Origin of the sequence: Bradyrhizobium sp. 23 (genome assembly GCF_023073295.1) — a bacterium.
Classification (GTDB): domain Bacteria; phylum Pseudomonadota; class Alphaproteobacteria; order Rhizobiales; family Xanthobacteraceae; genus Bradyrhizobium; species Bradyrhizobium canariense_D.
Map to the genome: position 1 here is coordinate 80,212 of NZ_JADPJF010000032.1, position 4,370 is coordinate 84,581.

Here is a 4,370-nt window from a genome sequence, read left to right on the forward strand (position 1 = left end):
GCCGCACGCGGTAATGTCCATTGTGCGAGTCCCAATCGGGATCGGCGACCGCAAACCCATCCGCATCCGAGCAGCACGGACCGAGATGGCTGCGCAGGCCGTCGAACCACGGCTTGAGAGGTGAGTCCGCGTAGCGGCCGTCGTCGCGCCCGAGAGCGTTTCCACCCCATAGCACGAGTGGCGCTACCAACGGCGCCACAAGCAGCGCACTTCTCAGCGAGAGCTTCAATCGATCCATGTCGGCACCGATCAAATACGAATTGCCGGCCGGCTCAGCGGCGGCAAGTTCGAAGTTCCACGCTTGCAATCGTCGGCGGCTTCATTGCCGCCGAGTCCGTACGAGATCCGCAATTGTGATGAGCGAACACGGCTTTTTCGGACGAAACCGGGTCATCCTCCCTGCCGTTAACGAGAATGTTATCGGCGATGTGCGGAAATCCTGAAGGCGAACGGGAAAGGCGGCCCGAAGGCCGCCTTTTTGGAGTTGCGCCGATCGACGTTCGCCTTATGCGAGCGGCACCGCCACGAACCGGGTCGTCTGCGCGCTTCTGACCTGCAGCAGCACGCTGCGCTTGCCGGACGATTTCGCCTGCGCCAGCTCCGAACGGACATCGCCGATATTGGCGACGGCGTTGCCGCCCACGTTGAGGATGACGTCGCCGGTCTGGATGCCGCGTTGCGCGGCCGGGCCTTGCGGATCGACTTCAGTGACGACGACGCCCTTCTGGCCGGCGCCCTGCACGTCGCCCGCCGGAGCCAGGCTAAGCCCGAGACGCGGCGGCATGCCGGCATCTGGCTGCGACTTGCCCTCGTCGGCTCTAGCCTGCCGCTCGTTCGGCAACTCGCCAAGCGCCAGTGTCACCGTCTTGCTGTCGCCCTTGTGGACGACATCGAGCTTCACGGACGTGCCCGGCGCCAGGGTGGCGATGGTGCGGGCGAGATCGCGGGAATCCTTGATCGCGGTGCCGTTGACGGCGGTGATGACGTCGCCCGCCTCGATGCCCGCCTTCGCCGCCGGGCTGCCGTCCTGCGGATTGTCGACGATCGCGCCGCGCGCCTCCTTGAGGCCCAGACTGTCGGCGATATCCGACGTCACCGGCTGCACCTGGACGCCGAGCCAGCCGCGCGTGACCGCGCCCTTGTCCTTCAACTGTGCGACGACGAGCTTTGCGGTCGAAGCCGGAATGTCGAAGCCGATGCCGACCGAGCCGCCGGAGGGCGAGAAGATCGCAGTGTTCACGCCGATCACGTTGCCGTTCATGTCGAAGGCCGGGCCGCCGGAATTGCCCTTGTTGATCGGCGCGTCGATCTGGATGAAGTCGTCATAGGGACCATTGCCGATGTCGCGGCCGCTGGCCGAGACGATGCCGGCGGTCACGGTGCCGCCGAGGCCGAAGGGATTGCCGACCGCGACCACCCAGTCGCCGATACGCGGCTTCTGGTCGGAGAATCTGACGAACGGAAAATTCTTCTTGCCCTCGACCTTGATCAGCGCGAGATCCGTTTTCGGATCGGTGCCGACCACTTTCGCGCTGTAGATGGTGCCGTCGTCCATCGTCACTTGCACCGATTCGGCGTGATCGACGACGTGGTTGTTGGTCACGGCATAGCCGTCGGCGGAGATGAAGAAGCCGGAGCCCTCACCCGTGATCATCTGGCGGCGCTGGCGCGGCATGCCCTCCATGCCACCCGGGCCGCGGAAGCCGAATTGCCGCGAGAACTGGTCGAACGGCGTCGCCTCGTCCGAATCCATCCGGTTCTGTTGCAGCATCGCGCTCTTATCATTGTTCTGGTCGATCCTGACCCGCACCGAAATGACGGCGGGTTTGACCTTGCTGACGAGGTCGCCGAAGCCCGGCGGTGTCGCGGCGGTCTCCGCGGCCTGGGCGGGCGCAATGAAGGAGGTCGCGCTGAACGGCGAAGAGCCGGGAGCAGTCGCCAGCACGGCCACGCCAAGCGCGGCCACGGTGCCGAGCAGCGCGAGCCGGCGCGGCCTCAGGACCTTGCGGGACGTTGTGGTGTCGGAATTGACGTGATCGCTCATGTCGATATGTCCATGTTGGGTAAGTCGCCTTGCACCCAACATGGTGGTCGCCACCTTACAGCGTCCCGTCCACGCGATTAAATCTTGGCAAAGTAGCCGGGGCCGGCGATACGGCCAAAGGTCAAGGCTGCACGTTTGATGCAGCTCAACGCGGGCCATGCGCACCGTGGAAGACTGCGGCCACCGGATGATGTCCATCGGAGGCCCGTCATGTACAAAGACATTCTCGTCCACATCCCCACCGAGCGGCCAATCCGCCCGGTGATCGACGGCTCGATCTCGCTCGCAGCGGGCCTCAACGCCCATCTCGATGCAGTTGCGGTTGGCTATGTGGCAACCAGTGCGGCCTATATCATGGAGGGCGGCGCTGCGGTGGCGGCGGTGTTCGAGATGGAGCGCGAGAGTGCAGTGGAGCGGGCCGAGGCGGCGCTCGCGGTATTCAAGAGCAAAGCGATGAACGCCGGCATTTCCTACACATGCCACCCACTCGGGGCGATGCCGGGGGATGCGGTCGGCTTGCTCGGCGAGATCGCGCGGCTGCACGATCTCAGCATCGTGCTCCAGCCGGATCCGGCGCAAGGCTCACTCGACAACGATGTGCCCGGCGAGATCCTGTTCCAGGCGGGTGGCCCGGTGCTTTTCCTGCCCTACACCTTCCATGGAGCGTTCAAGGCGAAACGGATCGGCATCTGCTGGGATGGCAGCCGCCTCGCCGCGCGCGCTATGCGCGACGCCGCACCATTCCTGGCCCGCGCCGAGGAGATCGTGATCATTGCGATCAACGAAACAGATATGGTTCCCGAGGAAGTCTCGACGCGCAATCTGGCAAGGCATCTCGGCCGGCGCGGACTGTCGACCCGCACGGTCAACCTGATTCAGCCGACCATGCTGTCGCTGGCAGCCGATGAGAACCTGGATATTCTGATCATGGGCGGCTACGGCCATTCGCGTTTGCAGGAGCGGTTCCTCGGCGGCGTCACCCGCGCCATGCTGGAGCCATGACCGTCCCGACGCTGATGTCGCATTAATCGAGGGCTTATCCAGGTCGGGCCGGTCACAGGCCTTGTCGTTCGGGCTGACAACCGCGTCCTTGAGCGGTGCCGGCATCGGCAAGTTCAGGTCATATTCGAACACGTTGGACCGTCACGCCGCGGCGGGTCTCTCCCACGCCGTGGCCTCGACGCCGTCCTCGTCTTGTTGCGCATTGCACGCGTCGAAATGCGCCTTGAGTTCGACTTCGGCGAGATGTTCGAAATGTTCGGCCTGGCCGAGCAGTTCCCAGCTCTGGAGCGGCCGGTAGGCGGCCTGCTGACGACAGAGGGACGCTAGCGCGCGGTAGCGACGTACGTTGTCCATGAGACCCTCCCTCGCATTCACAGAGCTTATTGCCCTTATTTGCGTCAGGGCGATGGCGGTTGTGCAAAAGATTTGCTCCGCCCGCCGCGCGCTTGACTCGCTTGTTTCTAGGCAAACGCGTATCGAGGCGAAAGTTCCAATCAGCGCGACTCAACGCTTCGGACCTTACCGCAGGCCAGGGCTAGGGTTGTGGGTCATCCTCGTATGTCTGCAGTGCAAAGGGGCACGCCCTGGCACACCCCATTGCGGTGCCGGCTCGCCCGCCTGTATCCGGCAGTCTACCGGATGAGCGCGGGCTCACCGGCACGCATTGTCTGCGCCGAACTATGTTGCAGCATCGGAACCCTGCCGGCTTCCGCAGCGGCGCGGATGGCCGCGATGTTGCCGGCATAGTCCGCGCTGCTCTTGCCGCGAAACACGGCGGAGCCCGCTACAAGCGTATCGGCGCCCGCAGCGGCCACGGCGGCGGCATTGTCGCGCGTGATGCCGCCGTCAACCTCGAGCCGGATCGGCCGGTCGCCTATCATGCTTCGAATACGCCCGATCTTCTCGAGTTGGGATTCGAGGAAGGACTGGCCGCCAAAGCCCGGATTGACCGTCATCACCAGGACGAGGTCGAGGCGATCGAGCACATATTCGATCGTGCTTTCGGGAGTCGCGGGACACAGGCTGACGCCGGCTTTCTTGCCGAGCGCGCGGATGGCCTGGAGCGAGCGATCGAGGTGCGGACCGGCTTCGGCATGCACCGTGATGACATCCGCGCCGGCCTTCGCGAACGCTTCGAGATAGGGATCGGCGGGCGCGATCATGAGATGCACGTCGAACATTTTCTTCGTCAGCGGCCGGATCGCCCTGATGACGTCCGCGCCATAACTGATGTTCGGGACGAAATGCCCGTCCATGACGTCGCAGTGAATCCAGTCGGCACCCGCCGCATCGATCGCCACGATCTCCTCGCCGAGGCGGGCGA

At 64.5% G+C, this 4,370-nt stretch carries 3 protein-coding genes and 2 pseudogenes; 1 reads left to right on the forward strand and 4 read right to left on the reverse strand.

Translation table 11 applies throughout. The features are described 5' to 3' along the window. Positions 1-238, reverse strand: a pseudogene (locus IVB32_RS04610) (hypothetical protein); the annotation flags it as partial. A gap of 267 nt (positions 239-505) precedes the next feature. Then, positions 506-2,044 carry a Do family serine endopeptidase gene (locus IVB32_RS04615; protein ID WP_247369259.1) on the reverse strand — a complete coding sequence of 513 codons (1,539 nt, stop codon included), beginning with the start codon at positions 2,042-2,044 and terminating at the stop codon, positions 506-508. Positions 2,045-2,254: 210 nt separating this feature from the next. Here IVB32_RS04615 and IVB32_RS04620 point away from each other — a divergent pair. Beyond that, positions 2,255-3,072, forward strand: a pseudogene (locus IVB32_RS04620) (universal stress protein). A 115-nt stretch (positions 3,073-3,187) separates the two neighbouring features. On the opposite strand, the gene IVB32_RS04625 reads toward IVB32_RS04620, so the two are convergent. Beyond that, positions 3,188-3,400, reverse strand: a complete 213-nt coding sequence (locus IVB32_RS04625; RefSeq protein ID WP_018456190.1) for a hypothetical protein — start codon at positions 3,398-3,400, stop codon at positions 3,188-3,190. A gap of 278 nt (positions 3,401-3,678) precedes the next feature. Further along, positions 3,679-4,370, reverse strand: a 692-nt coding sequence (gene rpe, locus IVB32_RS04630) for a ribulose-phosphate 3-epimerase (protein ID WP_247409917.1), incomplete at its 5' end; no start/stop codon positions are given.

Coding starts and splice junctions, on each gene's coding strand:
- IVB32_RS04615 (WP_247369259.1), bottom strand. CDS start 2,044: ATGAGCGATCACGTCAATTCCGACACCACAACGTCCCGCAAGGTCCTG.
- IVB32_RS04625 (WP_018456190.1), bottom strand. CDS start 3,400: ATGGACAACGTACGTCGCTACCGCGCGCTAGCGTCCCTCTGTCGTCAG.